The 14,854-nt window shown below is 71.6% G+C and carries 19 protein-coding genes, 1 pseudogene and 1 riboswitch; of the genes and pseudogenes, 15 read left to right on the forward strand and 5 right to left on the reverse strand.

Features of this window, described 5'->3' with window-relative positions:
• Positions 1–288 precede the first annotated feature (288 nt).
• From ID554_RS28640 to gcvP, 12 genes are all read left to right on the forward strand, one after another.
• Positions 289–915 carry a CDP-alcohol phosphatidyltransferase family protein gene (locus ID554_RS28640; protein WP_117227603.1) on the forward strand — a complete coding sequence of 209 codons (627 nt, stop codon included), beginning with the start codon at positions 289–291 and terminating at the stop codon, positions 913–915.
• A gap of 55 nt (positions 916–970) precedes the next feature.
• Positions 971–1,870, forward strand: a complete 900-nt coding sequence (locus ID554_RS28645; protein ID WP_117227604.1) for a DUF881 domain-containing protein — start codon at positions 971–973, stop codon at positions 1,868–1,870.
• Positions 1,867–2,199 (forward strand): small basic family protein, encoded by a 333-nt coding sequence (locus ID554_RS28650; protein ID WP_013733919.1) that lies wholly within the window; start codon positions 1,867–1,869, stop codon positions 2,197–2,199. Before ID554_RS28645 ends, ID554_RS28650 begins: the two co-directional genes overlap by 4 nt.
• A gap of 9 nt (positions 2,200–2,208) precedes the next feature.
• Entirely contained in the window at positions 2,209–3,153 is a 945-nt protein-coding gene (locus tag ID554_RS28655; protein WP_117227605.1) for a DUF881 domain-containing protein, read from the forward strand.
• A gap of 58 nt (positions 3,154–3,211) precedes the next feature.
• Entirely contained in the window at positions 3,212–3,592 is a 381-nt protein-coding gene (gene gcvH, locus ID554_RS28660) for a glycine cleavage system protein GcvH (protein WP_117227737.1), read from the forward strand.
• Between the two features lie 219 nt (positions 3,593–3,811).
• Positions 3,812–4,264, forward strand: a complete 453-nt coding sequence (gene odhI, locus ID554_RS28665) for an oxoglutarate dehydrogenase inhibitor Odhl (protein ID WP_093402417.1) — start codon at positions 3,812–3,814, stop codon at positions 4,262–4,264.
• 50 nt (positions 4,265–4,314) lie between these two features.
• Positions 4,315–5,016: a transcriptional regulator FtsR gene (ftsR, locus tag ID554_RS28670; protein WP_191088654.1), complete on the forward strand. Its 702-nt coding sequence runs from the start codon at positions 4,315–4,317 to the stop codon at positions 5,014–5,016.
• Positions 5,017–5,188: 172 nt separating this feature from the next.
• Positions 5,189–5,653: a bifunctional nuclease family protein gene (locus tag ID554_RS28675; protein WP_117227607.1), complete on the forward strand. Its 465-nt coding sequence runs from the start codon at positions 5,189–5,191 to the stop codon at positions 5,651–5,653.
• 206 nt (positions 5,654–5,859) lie between these two features.
• Positions 5,860–6,456, forward strand: a complete 597-nt coding sequence (locus ID554_RS28680) for a MerR family transcriptional regulator (protein ID WP_117227608.1) — start codon at positions 5,860–5,862, stop codon at positions 6,454–6,456.
• Positions 6,457–6,573: 117 nt separating this feature from the next.
• A complete protein-coding gene (locus ID554_RS28685) occupies positions 6,574–6,843 on the forward strand; it encodes a hypothetical protein (RefSeq protein WP_223884317.1) in 270 nt (89 codons plus the stop codon).
• Between the two features lie 115 nt (positions 6,844–6,958).
• Complete coding sequence (locus ID554_RS32605) at positions 6,959–7,093, forward strand: hypothetical protein (RefSeq protein ID WP_263407312.1); 135 nt, start codon at positions 6,959–6,961, stop codon at positions 7,091–7,093.
• Between the two features lie 64 nt (positions 7,094–7,157).
• Positions 7,158–7,255: riboswitch (glycine riboswitch) on the forward strand.
• A gap of 77 nt (positions 7,256–7,332) precedes the next feature.
• Positions 7,333–10,152: an aminomethyl-transferring glycine dehydrogenase gene (gcvP, locus tag ID554_RS28690; RefSeq protein WP_117227609.1), complete on the forward strand. Its 2,820-nt coding sequence runs from the start codon at positions 7,333–7,335 to the stop codon at positions 10,150–10,152.
• A gap of 122 nt (positions 10,153–10,274) precedes the next feature.
• On the opposite strand, the gene ID554_RS28695 is transcribed toward gcvP, so the two are convergent.
• On the reverse strand, positions 10,275–10,475 hold the full coding sequence (locus ID554_RS28695; protein WP_117227610.1) for a DUF5999 family protein: 201 nt from the start codon (positions 10,473–10,475) through the stop codon (positions 10,275–10,277).
• 123 nt (positions 10,476–10,598) lie between these two features.
• Here ID554_RS28695 and ID554_RS28700 point away from each other — a divergent pair, with 123 nt between their 5' ends.
• Positions 10,599–11,837 carry a chorismate-binding protein gene (locus ID554_RS28700; RefSeq protein ID WP_117227611.1) on the forward strand — a complete coding sequence of 413 codons (1,239 nt, stop codon included), beginning with the start codon at positions 10,599–10,601 and terminating at the stop codon, positions 11,835–11,837.
• A 10-nt stretch (positions 11,838–11,847) separates the two neighbouring features.
• Positions 11,848–12,354 carry a peptide deformylase gene (gene def / locus ID554_RS28705; protein WP_117227612.1) on the forward strand — a complete coding sequence of 169 codons (507 nt, stop codon included), beginning with the start codon at positions 11,848–11,850 and terminating at the stop codon, positions 12,352–12,354.
• On the opposite strand, the gene ID554_RS28710 is transcribed toward def, so the two are convergent.
• Genes ID554_RS28710 through ID554_RS28720 form a run of 4 tightly spaced genes read right to left on the reverse strand, consistent with a single transcriptional unit; the run spans position 12,337 to position 14,547 of the window.
• Positions 12,337–12,921, reverse strand: coding sequence for a GNAT family N-acetyltransferase (locus ID554_RS28710; protein ID WP_191088656.1), 585 nt, complete (start codon positions 12,919–12,921; stop codon positions 12,337–12,339). The genes def and ID554_RS28710 overlap by 18 nt on opposite strands.
• A 35-nt stretch (positions 12,922–12,956) precedes the next feature.
• Positions 12,957–13,529, reverse strand: coding sequence for a GNAT family N-acetyltransferase (locus ID554_RS28715; RefSeq protein ID WP_223884318.1), 573 nt, complete (start codon positions 13,527–13,529; stop codon positions 12,957–12,959).
• On the reverse strand, positions 13,504–13,734 hold the full coding sequence (locus tag ID554_RS32175; RefSeq protein WP_223884319.1) for a hypothetical protein: 231 nt from the start codon (positions 13,732–13,734) through the stop codon (positions 13,504–13,506). Before ID554_RS32175 ends, ID554_RS28715 begins: the two co-directional genes overlap by 26 nt.
• Before the next feature lie 33 nt (positions 13,735–13,767).
• Positions 13,768–14,547 carry a sulfite exporter TauE/SafE family protein gene (locus ID554_RS28720; protein ID WP_223884320.1) on the reverse strand — a complete coding sequence of 260 codons (780 nt, stop codon included), beginning with the start codon at positions 14,545–14,547 and terminating at the stop codon, positions 13,768–13,770.
• Positions 14,548–14,722: 175 nt separating this feature from the next.
• Here ID554_RS28720 and ID554_RS28725 point away from each other — a divergent pair.
• Positions 14,723–14,842: pseudogene (locus ID554_RS28725) on the forward strand (endonuclease/exonuclease/phosphatase family protein); the annotation flags it as partial.
• Positions 14,843–14,854: the final 12 nt, after the last annotated feature.

Genomic DNA, 14,854 nt, shown 5'->3' on the forward strand with positions numbered 1-14,854 from the left:
TCCGTCCACCATTTATCCTAGGATGCTCTAGTGGTGGTGACGGCACTCACACCGCCGCCGGACACGCATCACCGACAGACAGCACGCGAGCGAGCCGAGGCGGGACGGCAGCCCGCTATAGTGGCAGCGCAACCGACCGACCTGTGATCACCAACGGTGGGCGGCGGGCCAGGGGAGATCCCGGAGATCGCACGGGGTGCCGGCGCCAGCCGGCTCGTATCAGCGCACACGGCGTTCCATGGCGGACCCAGGGGCCGACGTGGGGTCGCGTGCCGCGGAGGAGGTTCGGTGGCGCGTCGACCGGCTCGGGCAGAGCACCAGCAGCCCCCCGCGCAACGGTCCGACGGCCGGATCCTCACCCTGCCGAACCTGATCAGCTTCGTGCGACTGCTGGGTGTCCCGGTCTTCCTGTACCTGTTCCTGGTGGCCCGCGCCGACGTGGCCGCGATCGTGGTGTTGGCGGTCGGTGGCACCAGCGACTGGATGGACGGGTGGATCGCGCGGCGGCTGCGTCAGGTGAGTCGCCTGGGCGAGTTGCTCGACCCGCTCGCCGACCGGCTCTACATCCTCGCCACGCTGGTGGCGTTCACCGTGCGCGAGGTGGTGCCGTGGCAGTTCACCGCCGCGCTGCTGGCCCGGGAGCTGCTGCTGGCCGGTTCGTTGCTGGTGTTGCGCCGGCACGGCTACGGTCCGCCGCCGGTGCACTACGTCGGCAAGACGGCGACGTTTTTGCTGCTGACGGCCTTCCCGACCCTGCTGCTGGCCACCACGGTGCCGGTCGCGTCGGCGGTGGCCGGTGCGGTGGGCTGGGCGCTGGCCTGGTGGGGGCTGGTGCTCTACTGGGTGGCCGGGGCGCTCTATGTGATCCAGGCACGTGCGCTGGTCCGGGCGGTTGGTCGAGGAGAGACGGCATGAGCAGGCGCGGCGTGGTGATGCCTGGTGGCGGAACCGGGCGGGGCCAGGTGGCGGCATGAGCGAGCGCAACCGGGGGTTCAGCCCGGACTTCCTCACCGAGTTGTTCCAGAATCCGCTGGATCCCGGGTACGCCGATGCTGCGGCGCGGCGGGCGAGGACCGGGAAGCCGGCGCGCCCGGGGTGGTCGGTGGGGCCGATCACGCTGGTGGTCGTGCTGCTGCTGGGTTTCCTGTGCGCGGTGGCGTACCGGCAGACGATGGCGGAGGAGCCGGGGCGCGCGCAGGCGCGGTCGGGGCTGGTCGAGCAGATCAAGCAGCGGCAGGGTGAGACGGATAACCTGTCCGTGCGGGCCGACCAGTTGCGCGAGGAGGTGAACCGGCAGCGGGAGGCGGCGCTGGGCGGTTCGCAGGCGGCGCGGCTGCGGGACCTGGAGGCGCGGGCGGGCCTGGGGCGGGTACGCGGTGACGGTGTGGTGGTGCGGTTGGCGGACGGGCCGGCCGGTGGGGAGTCGTTGAGCGGGGCGAAGGTCGGTCCGGCCCGGGTGCTCTACAGCGACTTGCAGGGGGTGGCCAACGACCTGTGGAGTGCCGGGGCGGAGGCGATCGCGATCAACGGGCAGCGGTTGACGGCGACGTCGACGATCCGGTCGGCTGGTGAGGCGATCCTGGTGGATTTCCGGCCGGTGACCGGGCCGTACGAGGTGTCGGCGATCGGACCGGGGTCGATGCGCAGGACGTACGAGGGCAGCCGGAGTGCGTTGACGATGCGTCGGGTGTCGCAGGAGAACGGGCTGTCGTTCGGGGTGCGGGACGAGGACGGGCTCACGTTGCCGGCGGCGCCGGAGCCGCGGCTACGCTACGCGGAGCCCGCGGTGAGTCCGAGCGTGTCGCCGTCGGGAGGTGACGAGTCGTCCGACTCGAGTACGTCACCCAGCCCTTCCGGAGGTGGTCGATGATCGCGGTGCTGGCTCTGCTGGCCGGTGTGGTGCTCGGGTTGTGGCTGGATCCGACAGTGCCGGCGGCGTTGCAGCCGTATCTGCCGATCGCGGTGGTGGCGGCGCTGGACGCGGTCTTCGGTGGCGTCCGGGCCAAGTTGGACCGGATCTTCGACGACAAGCAGTTCGTGGTGTCGTTCATCTCGAACGTGCTGGTGGCGGCGTTGATCGTGTATCTGGGTGACCAGTTGGGCGTGGGCGGTCAGTTGTCCACCGGTGTGGTGGTCGTGTTGGGGGTTCGGATCTTCGGCAATGTGGCGGCGATCCGCCGGCACCTGTTCCGGGCGTAGGTTGGTGTCGTGAGTGACGAGCACACCGAGACGGGTACGGGGTGGCCGCAGCCGGCGGGTCCGGCTCGGCCGGGTGGGCCGGCGGGGGAGCCGGATCCGCGTCCGGACGCGCCGGATCCCGACGAGCTGAGTCCGTTGGCGCCGCAGGGGCGGCCCGAGCCGGGTGACGACGAGTCGCCGGTCGAGCGGGACGAGCACGTCGAGCGGGACGAGTCGGCGGCCGGTGCGGGGTCGGCGGGCGCCGGCGGTTCGCTGGGGCGGCTCAGTTCGGCGGCGGTGATGATCGGCGTACTGCTGGTCTTGTTGGGTTTCACGCTGGCGGTGCAGTTGAAGACGACGTCGACGGATTCGTCGTTGGCGGCGGCGCGGCAGGAGGACCTGGTCCGGATCCTGTATGACCTGGAGGCGCGGGAGATGCGCCTGCGGCAGGACATCACGACGTTGGAGGAGAGCCAGCGTCAGCTGCGTTCGGGTGAGCAGGGGCGCCAGGCGGCGTTGGAGGAGGCGACCCGGCGGGCGGACGAGTTGGGCATTCTGGCGGGCACGTTGCCGGCTCGGGGTCCGGGGTTGGCGGTGCGGTTCCAGGCGGGGCCGTCGAAGGCGATCTCGGCGAGTGGGGTGTTGGACGCGGTGCAGGAGTTGCGGGGGGCCGGTGCGGAGGCGATGCAGATCTCCGGTGGTGATCGTGCGTCGGTGCGGATCGTGGCGTCGACGTTCTTCCTGGACGGGGAGAACGGGTCGTTGATCGTGGACGGGCGTCGGTTGACGGGTCCGTTCACGATCACGGTGATCGGGGATCCGTCGACGATGCGTACGGCGCTCAACATTCCTGGTGGGGTGGTGGCGTCGGTGGCGCGCGACGGCGGTAACGTGATCGTTGAGGATCGTGAGGCTGCCGAGGTTTCGGCGCTGCACGTGCCGAGCACGCTGGAACACGCCCGTCCGGTCTCGTGAGGCCGGGTGGGGCCGGCACCGGTCGGTCCGGTGTCACCGATGGATGAGGACGCTGCTGGTGATTCCTGAGGAACTGCGTTACACCGCTGAGCACGAGTGGGTGGTGGCCGTCGACGGCGGCGCCGTGCGGGTGGGCATCACCCATTTCGCGCAGGACGCGTTGGGCGACATCGTGTATGTGCAGTTGCCGGAGTCCGGTGCGGTGGTGGCGGCCGGTGAGTCGTTGGGTGAGATCGAGTCGACCAAGAGCGTGTCGGAGATCTACGCCCCGGTGGGCGGTACGGTGTCGGCGCGCAACGAGGCGCTGGTCGACACGCCTGAGGTGATCAACACGGATCCGTACGGTGCGGGTTGGTTGGTGGAGATCTCTCCGGCGGATCCGGCGGCGGTGGAGGGCCTGCTGTCGGCGGATGCGTATCGCGAGTTGACCGAGAGCTGATCGGTTTCCCGGGCGGGCGGTGGGTGTGTGTGCCGCGCGTCCGGTTGCCCTGTTTTTCGGCGCTGGCTAGGCTCGCCCAGTCGACCGAGAACCCAATTAGTTGTGCGTCGCGGACAGCCTTTCCGGGCACGGAGAGCCAGCCGCCGGGTGGTGTGTAGCCCGGCGGCCAGACCCGCCGTCTCCTGACGCCGACCGAATCAGATCCGTGAGGTGGTCCCTATGACTCGCCCAGGCGACGAGTTCCCCCCGCTCGACGTCACGTCGACGCTCAATCTCGGTTCGCTCGAGGAAGCGCTGGAGGGGCCGGACACCGATGTGGTGCCGAGCCGGATGTCCGGTTCGCTGCCGCCGGGGATGGCGCTGCTGGTGGTTCGTCGGGGTCCGAACGCGGGTGCGCGGTTCCTGCTGGATCACGATGTGACAACCAGTGGGCGGCATCCGGACAGTGACATTTTCCTCGACGATGTGACGGTGTCGCGTCGGCACGCGGAGTTCCACCGGGACGGTGGGACGTTCACGGTGCGGGACGTGGGCAGTTTGAACGGCACGTACGTGAATCGGGAGCGGGTCGAGGCGGCCACGTTGAGCAATGGTGACGAGGTGCAGATCGGCAAGTTCCGGGTGGTGTTCATCGCCGGTCCGCGCCCGGAGGGGGAGGCCGGCCGGGGGTGAACGAGCCTGCGGCTTCTCCGCCGTCCGGGGCTGGTCGTGCTCAGCCGTTGATGAGTATCGGCGAGGTGCTGGCCCAGTTGCGGGTGGACTTTCCTGACGTGACCATTTCGAAGCTGCGGTTCCTCGAGGCCGAGGGCCTGGTGGAGCCGCAGCGTACGGCGGCTGGTTACCGGAAGTACGGCTGGGACGATGTGGCCCGGCTGCGGTTCGTGTTGACCGCGCAGCGGGATCAGTATCTGCCGTTGCGGGTGATTCGTGAGCAGTTGGCGCAGTGGGATGCCGACGGTGCGGCGCCGGAGCGGTCGCGTCCGGCGTTGGTGGCGGTGGGGCCGGACGGTGAGGTGCCGGGGCGTGGTGCGGCGTTGTCGGTCGAGTCGGGTCAGGTACGGCTGGACCGTACGCAGTTGGTGGCGCGCAGTGGGCTGGACGAGTCGACGTTGGCGGAGTTGGAGCGGCTCGGGCTGGTGGTGTCGGACCCGCCGGGCTGGTACGACGGGGATGCCTTGATCATCGCGCGGGCGGTGGCCGGTTTGGCGGCGTACGGGTTCCAGCCTCGGCATCTGCGGGGTTACCGGACGGCGGCGGATCGGGAGGTCGGTCTGTTCGCGCAGTTGGTGGCGCCGTTGGCGCGGCAGAGTGATCCGGCGGCGCGGGCGCGGGCGGCGGAGACGGCGCGGGAGCTGGTGGCGTTGTCGCAGCAGTTGCATGCGGCGTTGGTGCGGGTGGGGTTGCGGTCGACGTTGGGTCGATGAGGCGCGTGTGCGCGCTGATCGGCGGGTTGGTGAGTGGCGTAGGCTTGCGGGGGTAACCCCTCTTCTGGCACGGGCGTGGTGCGCGGAGCGCGTGAGATGGCCGTGTCGCGGTCCGTGTACCGTGCAGGGAAGGGCGCGGTGCGGCGTAGGTGACAACGACACGGAGGCGGCGGTGCGCGAGCTGAGCGTGGTCGGGGTTCGGGTGGAGTTGCCCAGTAACCAGCCGATCGTCCTGCTCAGGGAGGTCGAGGGTGACCGCTATCTGCCGATTTGGATCGGCGCGGTCGAGGCGACGGCGATCGCTTACGAGCAGCAGGGTGTCCAGCCGGCCCGGCCGTTGACCCATGATCTTCTGCGGGATGTGTTGGCGGCGCTGAAGGCGCCGTTGCGGGCGGTGGAGATCACCGAGCTGAAGGAGAACGTGTTCTTCGCCGATCTGTTGATCGGTGAGGGGGTGCGGGTCTCGGCGCGGCCGAGTGATTCGATCGCGTTGGCGTTGCGGGTCGGTGCGCCGATTCGTTGTGCCGAGCAGGTCCTCAGTGAGGCGGGGATCGTGATCCCCGACGAGCAGGAGGACGAGGTGGAGAAGTTCCGGGAGTTCCTGGAGCAGGTGCGTCCGGAGGACTTCGCCGGTTGATCGGTGGCCCGGGTGGCGCCCGGGTCGGTGTCTGTGCCACCATCGGGACGTTACGGTCGGTGATGGTGATGATCGTCGCTGTCGATGCGCGGCGTGTCGCGGTGGTTTCTCCGCGGTAACCCTGGGCGGGCGCTATAGGGTTGCCGTGTCGAGGGGTGCGCGTTCCGGAAGCGGCGTGTCACCGCACTGACGGGGAGGTTGTCCGGATGCACGAGCCGCGAGATTCCGATCCGGGTACAGGCTGGGACGAGTCGGGTGGGACGCCCGGGTCGGCGACTGACAGTGACGGTGCGGTGGGGTACCGGGGTGTGACGGCCTGCCACGCGGTGGGAATCAGTTACCGCCAGCTGGACTACTGGGCGCGGACGACGCTGGTGGCGCCGAGTGTGCGGGACGCCTCGGGTTCGGGTACGCAGCGGTTGTACTCGTTCCGGGACCTGGTGGTGTTGAAGGTCGTGAAGCGTCTGTTGGACGCCGGGGTGTCGTTGCAGAACATCCGTCGGGCGATCGAGGCGTTGCGGTCGCGTGGGGTGGAGGACCTGGCGGGCATCACGCTGATCTCCGACGGGACGACGGTGTACGAGTGTCGGTCCCCGGAGGAGGTGGTCGACCTGTTGCAGGGCGGCCAGGGGGTGTTCGGCATCGCGATCAGTGGCGCGTTCAAGGAGATCCAGGGGTCGTTGTCGCATCTTCCGGCGGAGCCGGTGGGGGGCGTGGCCGAGCCGGAGCCGGAGGCCGTTGGGGGCGGGGATCTGGTGGGCGACGAGTTGGCGGCGCGGCGGGCGCGGCGGCGGGCCGGCTGAGATTCCGTCCGGTGGGCCGTCGGCTCGCCGGTGGTGTTGGCGGTGTGATCGTTCGGGACTGACGGACGCGGCGCGGCACGCTATCGTCCACACGGTTCGCCTGACATCGAGAGTTATGTGCGGACGGCGGTGGAGGAGGCCCGGCAGCAGGCGGAACGGGCGGTGCAGGAGTGTCGGGCGTCGGCCGGGCCGACGTTCGACGACGGGGTGGCCGCGCGGGAGGCGCTGCGGATTCACGGCGAGATGATGATCTCGCACATGCAGGCGGCGGCCCGGCATCTCGACGAGGGCAGTACGCAGTTGGCCCGCACGATGGAGCGGATCGGTGAGCCGGCGACGGTGAACGCGTCGGAAGCGCGGTCGTTGCCGCGTCACCAGCAGCCCTAGGGTCCGGCCGCCGCGGGCCGGTGGGGTGGGCGGCGAGCTCGCCGACGGGCAGCCGGTTGGGGCAGCATGGTGCGGGTGGAGCACGTGATCGAGCAGGTGGCGGGGCTGGCGGCCGGTGGTGATCGTCAACCAGGGGTCGACGCGCGGTGACGGGTATGCGCGGCTGCGCGTCGACGCCCCGTTGGGCCGGCTGTTGCCGGCGCTGGCCGACCGGTTGTGCCCGGACATCGCGGTGACCGTCGCCTCCTGAGCTGGGTGGGCCCGGGGGTTCGGAGTGGGCCGGCGGGGACGCTGGTAGCGTTGATCGCGCCGGTAGCACCCGCGTGGGAGAGACCGCCTGGCGGCAGCCGGGCGGCGCCGAAGGGGCAAATCCTCCCCGGAACCTCTCAGGCAGAAGGACCGCGTGGGTCAGGCACTGTGGAGCGCCCCTGGGGTGTGACAGAGGGGGAGGGCCGACCTGTCGACCCCGCCCCCGCAGGAGCGCCACCCATGACCACAGAGTTCGCCGACCGTCACATCGGCCCCGGACGAGACGACGAACGCCGCATGTTGGCGACGGTCGGACACGCCTCGATCGACGAGCTGATGGACGCGGCGATCCCCGAGGTGATCCGCTGGCACGGCCGCCTGGACCTGCCGGAGCCCACCGGTGAGCACGAGACGCTGACCGAGTTGCGGGCGCTGGCCGCGCGCAACTCGGTCGCCGTGTCCATGATCGGCCTGGGGTATCACGGCACGTACACCCCGGCGGTGATCCGCCGCAACGTGCTGGAGAACCCGGCCTGGTACACCGCCTACACGCCGTACCAGCCGGAGATCAGCCAGGGCCGGTTGGAGGCGCTGCTGAACTTCCAGACGATGGTGTCGGACCTGACCGGCCTGGCGACCGCGAACGCGTCGATGCTCGACGAGGGCACCGCCGCCGCCGAGGCGATGACGCTGGCCCGGCGGGCGTCGAAGAGCAGCAGCCCGGTGTACGTGGTCGACGCCGACGCCCTGCCGCAGACCATCGCGGTGATCACCGGTCGGGCTGAGCCGCTCGGCATCGAGGTGCGGGTGCTGGACCTGACCGTGCAGGCGTTGCCGGCCGAGTTCTTCGGCCTGCACCTGCAGTATCCGGGCGCGTCCGGGGCGGTCCGCGACCACACGGCGCTGGTGGCGGCGGCCCATGAGGTCGGTGCGCTGGTGACGGTGGCGGCGGACCTGCTGGCGTTGACGCTGCTGCGCCCGCCGGGGCGGATCGGCGCCGACATCGCCGCCGGCACCACCCAGCGGTTCGGGGTGCCGATGGGTTTCGGTGGGCCGCACGCCGGCTACCTGGCGGTGCGGGCCGGGTTGGAGCGGATGCTGCCCGGCCGGCTGGTCGGGGTGTCCCGCGACAGCGCTGGCGACCCGGCGTACCGGTTGGCGTTGCAGACCCGTGAGCAGCACATCCGTCGGGAGAAGGCGACCAGCAACATCTGCACCGCGCAGGTGTTGCTGGCGGTGATGGCCGGCATGTACGCCGTCTATCACGGCCCGGACGGGTTGCGGGCGATCGCGACGCGGACCCACGAGAGGGCGGTGCGGTTGGCGGCCGGGCTGCGCGCCGGTGGCGTCGACATCGCCGACGTGCCGTTCTTCGACACGGTCACGGCGACGGTGCCGGGTCGGGCCGCGCAGGTGGTGGCCGACGCGGCTGCGCGCGGGGTGAACCTGCGGCTGGTCGACGACGACCGGGTGGGGATGTCGTGCGACGAGACCACCACGCCGGGCCACCTGGCGGCGGTGTGGGCGGCGTTCGGGGTCGACGGCGTCGACGACACGGTGACGGCGATGCTGTCGGACGGGTTGCGGCGGACAGACGACATCCTCACCCACCCGGTGTTCCGGTCGCACCACTGCGAGACGGCGATGCTGCGCTACCTGCGGCGGCTGGCCGACTTCGACTACGCGCTGGACCGGGGCATGATTCCGCTCGGGTCGTGCACGATGAAACTCAACGCCACCACCGAGATGGAGCCGGTGAGCTGGGCGGAGTTCGCGCACATCCACCCGTTCGCCCCGGCCGGGCAGACCGTCGGCTACCGGGAGATGATCGGCCAGTTGGAGGGGTGGCTGGCCGAGGTGACCGGCTACGACGCGGTCAGTGTGCAGCCCAACGCCGGTTCGCAGGGGGAGTTGGCCGGGTTGCTGGCGATCCGCGCGTACCACCGCGACCGGGGCGAGGGGCACCGGGACGTGTGCCTGATCCCGTCGTCGGCGCACGGCACGAACGCCGCCAGCGCGGTGATGGCCGGGATGCGGGTGGTGGTGGTCGGCTGCGACGACGACGGCAACGTCGACCTGGTCGACCTGGACGCCGAGATCGACCGGCATCGGGACGCCCTGGCGGCGATCATGGTGACGTACCCGTCGACGCACGGCGTGTACGAGACGGGCATCGCGTCGCTGTGCGCGAAGGTGCACGACGCCGGTGGCCAGGTGTACGTCGACGGGGCGAACCTCAACGCGCTGGTCGGGTTCGCCAAGCCGGGCCGGTTCGGGGCGGACGTGTCGCACCTGAACCTGCACAAGACGTTCTGTATTCCGCACGGCGGTGGTGGTCCCGGCGTGGGGCCGGTGGCGGTGCGCGCGCACCTGGCGCCGTTCCTGCCCGGTGACCCCGGTGGCGCGCCGGTGGACGGGCGGGCGGCGATCTCGGCGGCCCGGTACGGGTCGGCGGGCATCCTGCCGATCCCGTGGGTGTATCTGCGGATGATGGGCGCCGACGGGCTGGCCCGGGCCACCGGGGTGGCGGTGCTGGCGGCCAACTACGTGGCGGCGCGGCTGCGCGAGCACTTCCCGGTGCTGTACGCGGGCAACAAGGGCCTGGTGGCCCACGAGTGCATCCTGGACCTGCGGCCGGTGACGAAGGCGACCGGGGTGAGCGTCGACGACGTGGCCAAACGGTTGATCGACTACGGGTTCCACGCGCCGACGATGTCGTTCCCGGTGGCGGGGACGCTGATGGTGGAGCCGACCGAGAGCGAGGACCTGGCCGAGCTGGACCGGTTCTGCGACGCGATGATCGCCATCCGGGCGGAGATCGACGAGGTGGCCGCCGGACGCTGGCCGGCCGGGGACAACCCTCTGGCCAACGCGCCGCACACGGCGGCGATGATGGCCGGCGACGAGTGGCCGCACCCGTACCCGAGGTCGGTGGCCGGCTACCCGGGCGGCGTGGACCGGGCGGGCAAGTACTGGCCGCCGGTGCGTCGGGTCGACGGCGGGTACGGCGACCGGAACCTGGTCTGCTCGTGCCCGTCGCCGCAGGCGTACGAGAGCTGACCGCCGGTCGCGCCGGGGCGGTGCGTGCCGCCCCGGCGTCGCGCCGACCTGGTCGTGACGGTCCCCGAGCCGGGGACTAGCCTGGGTCGACGCGGGAAGAGTCGTGACGGATCGTGATCAGGTCAGGCGGCGAGGGCGTGTCGGGCGGGGCCGCGGTGCGGTGCGATGCTGCTGCCGTCGGGCAGCAGTTCGCCGGTGTCCTCGAAGACGATGACGCCGTTGCAGAGCAGGCTCCAGCCCTGTTCGCGGAAGCAGGCGATGACCCTGGCGGCTTCCCGGTCGGTGGCTTGAGCGGAGGGGCAGGTGGGTTGGTGCTGGCACATCGGGTTCTCCGGACTGTGGGGGCACTGTGTCATGGTTCACATGACCAGTGACGCACAGTACCAAGCAAACGCACGGCGCATCGAGCAGAAGTGCGCGTGGTCCGTGGGAAATCCGCTGAACGGATGAGCCGCCACCACCCAGACGTCGTGGAAGCGCTCCCACGTACGGTGGTCGATCCGTCGCCACCCGCCGCGCCCGCGCACTGCCGAGACCGCCGCGTCGAACGCGCCCGCTGGCAGTGGCGACCCACCGACGGCGGCGACCCCGCCACCGCCGTCGAGGACTTCCTCGCCGCCCACGGCCTGCCCCTGCACGACCTGGCCCGCCCCACCCGCCCCCACCACCGCAACGACGGCGTGTGCGGCGCCGCCCTGTACGTCTCCGCCGCCGCCGGCGCCCTGCTCGCCGGCGGCGACCCCGGCGCCGCCAACCCCGCCGACCTGCCCGAGATCGCCGTCGTCGTCTACGGCCACACCGACACACCCCCCACCGCCCACACCCCGTCGGAGGCGTGGTGGCACGGCCCGTGGACCGAGAGCTGGACCCCCGCCGCACACGCCGACGCCGTGCGCGCCGTCCGCACCGCCATCGGCCACGGCGACGTCTACCAGGTCAACGTCGTCGGCCACGCCGCCGCCCCCTACCGCGGCGACCCCCGCCCCGCCCTGGCCCGCCTCGGCCGGCTCCCCGGCGCCCGCTACGGCGGCGTCCTCACCGGCGACGGCTGGGCCATCGGCTGTGCCAGCCCCGAAACCCTCGTCGAGGTCCGCCACGGCGCCCTCACCACCCGCCCCATCAAAGGCACCCGACCCGCCACCGCCGCCGGCCGCACCGACCTGCTCACCTCCGCCAAGGAACGCGCCGAACACATCATGATCGTCGACCTGGAACGCAACGACCTCGCCCGCGTCGCCCGCACCGGCACCGTCCGCGTCGACGACCTGTTCGCCGTCCGCCGCTGGTGCGACCTCTGGCAGGCCGAGTCGACCATCCGCGCCCACGTCGCCGACGGACTCGGCCTCGCCGACCTGCTGCGCGCCGTCTGCCCCGGCGGCTCCGTCACCGGCGCACCCAAACTCGCCGCCCTGCGCCACATCGCCGCCCTCGAACCCGTCGGCCGCGGCGCCGGCATGGGCGCCCTCGGCTGGATCGGCCCCGACCACCTCGACCTCGGCCTGACCATCCGCACCGCCGCCACCGACCGCCACCACCTGCACGTGTGGGCCGGCGGCGGCATCACCTGGGACAGCGACCCGCACGCCGAAGTCGCCGAAGCCGCCGCCAAGACCGCCCCGGTCCGCGCCGCCCTCGCCCCACCCGCACACCCGGGCCACCCCACCACGCACACCGCCGGCCGATAGCCTTGCCGGCATGACCATGCGGGACATCCGAATCATCGGCGACCCGGTGCTGCGCACCCCCAGCGAACCCGTCACCAGCTTCGACGCCGACCTACGCGCCCTGGTCACCGACTTGATGGACACCCTGCTCGGCGCACCCGGCCGCGCCGGCGTCGCCGCACCCCAGATCGGCGTCAACGCCCAGGTGTTCGTCTACGACGCCGACGGCCACCGCGGCCACATGGTCAACCCCACCCTCGAACTGTCCGACGAACTCTCCGACGACGACGAGGGCTGCCTGTCCATCCCCGGCCTGTACTTCCCGACCCCCCGCGCCCTGCACGCCACCGCACACGGCTACGACCAGCACGGCGAACCCCTCACCATCGCCGGCAGCGGATTCCTCGCCCGCGCCCTGCAACACGAGACCGACCACCTCGCCGGCCGCCTCTACGTCGACACCCTGCGCGGCGACGTACGCCGCCGCGCCCTACGGGACATCCGCGCCGGCCGCTTCGACTCACCCCGCCGCGCCTGACCCGCCCGCCGCCCACTCGTCCCGGGTCAACGCGTACTCCACCTCACCCGCCTGCGCCCCCGGCAACGGATCCGGCCACGGCAGGTGGAACGTGCGCACATACCGCATCCCCACCGCCGCCATCGTCGCCCGCGACGCCACGTTGACCGCCATCGTCTCGGCGAAGATCCGCGACAACCCCAGGTCCGCGAAACCGTGCCGGATCAGCTCCCGGGCCCCCTCGGACGCCAGGCCCCGCCGCCAGAACCGGCGCGCCAACCGGTACCCCAACTCGGCCTGCCCCACCACCGGCCCCTGGTCGGCCCGCGAGGGCGGCTCCAACAGCCACCAGCCGACGAACTCGCCGTCGGTCGACCCAGCCCAGAACCCCCACCCCGGCGCCCGCCGCGCCACCGCCACCCGCTCCCGGTGCAGCCGCGTCACCTGCGCCGCCGACCGCACCGGCGCCAGGAACCGCATCACCTCCGCGTCGGCGTCCAACGCCACCTCGTGCGGCAGATGCACATCCGCCAACGGCGCCAACACCAACCGCGCGGTACGCAGAATCACCTGGGACACGCGCGTCATCATCCCGGCCACCGGGCCGCCACCGCCACCGACAATCAGCGGCCACCGGCGCGCAGCCGGAACTCGCCGTACTCGGCCACCCGCGTGAACCTGAACCGCTCGTACAACCGCACCGCCGCCCCGTTGTCGGCCTTCACGTTCAACGTCACATGATCCACGTCGGCCCGTAACACCTCACACAGCCGCGCCACCACCGCCGCCGCCAACCCCCGACCCCGCCACCCCGGCCGGGTCGTCACGTTCCCCACCGCCGCCACCCGATACGTGGGGGAGAAGACATGCACCCCCGCCACCGCCACCAACAGATCACCGTCAGTGATCCCCACGTACCGGCCGGTGTCCACCATCCGCGCGTCGAGCCAGTTCCCCGGATACCCGACCGCGTACAATTTCCGCAGCCGAGGCAGATCCGCCCGCCCCAACACCACCCCGGCCGGCGTCACCCCCACCGCCCGCCCCGGATCCGTCCACGCCATCTTGTGGTGTACCCCCGACGGCGTCACGTCGAACGCCCCCACCAACGCCGCCTCCACACCGGGGGACAGATGCGCCTCCAACCGCGCCGGCAACACCGGCGCCAACTCACCCAGCAGCCGCCGCCACCGCACCCACCCCGGCCGGCCGCGTCAACGCCAGCAACGTCGGCGACACCGCCCCGTGGTACAGCAACGCCACCGCGTCCCCACGCCGATACCACGAAGTGTGCGGCCAGAAGATGTCGTCGAGATCGCCCAACTCGTACGCGTGCAGCGCCGGATCCCGACCCAACAGACCCGCCAGGACGACCCGGTCGTGTTCCGCGCGCACCGACACCCGCCGATGATCACACGCGACGCGTCGCGCCGCTCACCCCGCCAACCACTGGTCATAGCCCAACTTCGCCACCAACGCCACCACCACCAGCAACAACACCCCCCGCACGAACCCCGCACCCCGCCGCAACGCCATCCGCGCCCCCACCATCGCGCCGACGATGTTGCACACCGCCATCGCCGCACCCAGCAGCCACCACACGTGTCCCGTCACCGCGAACACCGCCAACGCCCCCGCGTTCGTCCCCGCGTTCACCACCTTCGCCATCGCCGACCCGCGCACGAAATCCGCCCCCACCAGCGCCGTGAACGCGATCACCAGGAACGTCCCCGTGCCCGGCCCGATCAACCCGTCGTACAGGGCGATACCCACCCCCGCCACCAGCACCGCCACCACGATCCGCCCCCGGGTACGCCGACCCGGCAGCGACGACACCCCCAACCTCGGCCGCAACACCACGAACAACGCCACCGACACCAACACCACCAACACCACCGGCCGGTACGCCGACGGCGGCACCGCACCCGCCAACGCCGCACCCACCCCCGCGCAGACCACCGCCAGACCCGCCGCCGGCCCCGCCACAGCCCAGTCGATGCGAGTGCGCCGCGCGTACGTCACCGCCGCCGCCGACGTCCCCGCGATCGCCGCCAACTTGTTCGTGCCCAACGCCGTCGCCGGCGGCATACCCGGCGCCGCCACCAACAACGCCGGCAACAACAACAAGCCGCCGCCACCCACCACCGCGTCCACCCAACCGGCCAGGGCAGCAGCCGTCAGCAGCAGCGCGACAGTCGACGGGTCCAGATCCACGGCGGCATTCTTCCCACCCCGAGGCACCCGACGCCGCCGCCTGTGGCCAGCCTCACCGGCCCCGCCGCCGCCGCAGCCACACCCCCGTCGCGCCCACCGCCACGAACACCAGCATCGAACAGAACAACACCCGCAGCATCGGGCAACTGTGCCACGGCGTCGATAAGGTGACACCGTGCGCCTGGCCACGTTCAACCTGCTGCACAGCCGGTCCCTCACCGACGGCCTGGTCGACCCCGCCCGGCTCACCGCCGCCGTCACCGCCCTCGACGCCGACGTGCTCGCTCTCCAGGAAGCGCACCCGGCC

Origin of the sequence: Micromonospora craniellae, assembly GCF_014764405.1 — a bacterium.
Classification (GTDB): Bacteria; Actinomycetota; Actinomycetes; order Mycobacteriales; family Micromonosporaceae; genus Micromonospora; species Micromonospora craniellae.